This window comes from Exiguobacterium sp. s91, from assembly GCF_018618915.1.
GTDB lineage: Bacteria > Bacillota > Bacilli > Exiguobacteriales > Exiguobacteriaceae > Exiguobacterium_A > Exiguobacterium_A abrahamii.
Map to the genome: position 1 here is coordinate 1 of NZ_JACSMZ010000012.1, position 401 is coordinate 401.

The window sequence follows — 401 nt, forward strand, 5'->3', positions numbered from 1 at the left end:
TCAAACTCTCCATGAAGTGTTTGACTTGCTCGTTTTTGTGACCGAAGTCACGATTGACGAAGCTTGCGCTTCATTCGTTTTTGTATTCCATAGAATACGATTTTTGCCTCATCGTTCAGTTTTCAAAGTCCAATGTATTTCGTATGAAAATAATGGTCGGGAAGACAGGATTCGAACCTGCGACCCCTTGGTCCCAAACCAAGTGCTCTACCAAGCTGAGCTACTTCCCGAAAAGTGCACCCTGAGAGATTCGAACTCCCGACCCCTTGATTCGTAGTCAAGTACTCTATCCAGCTGAGCTAAGGGTGCATTATATGGTGCGGTCGAGAGGACTTGAACCTCCACGATGTTGCCACCACTAGGCCCTCAACCTAGCGCGTCTACCGATTCCGCCACGACCG

The 401-nt window shown here is 48.4% G+C and carries 2 tRNA genes; both read right to left on the reverse strand.

The window, feature by feature from the left end:
* Window positions 1-153: 153 nt before the first annotated feature.
* Window positions 154-230, reverse strand: a tRNA-Pro gene (locus tag KNQ06_RS16900).
* A 5-nt stretch (window positions 231-235) separates the two neighbouring features.
* Window positions 236-309 (reverse strand) — tRNA-Arg (locus KNQ06_RS16905).
* Between the last annotated feature and the right edge of the window lie 92 nt (window positions 310-401).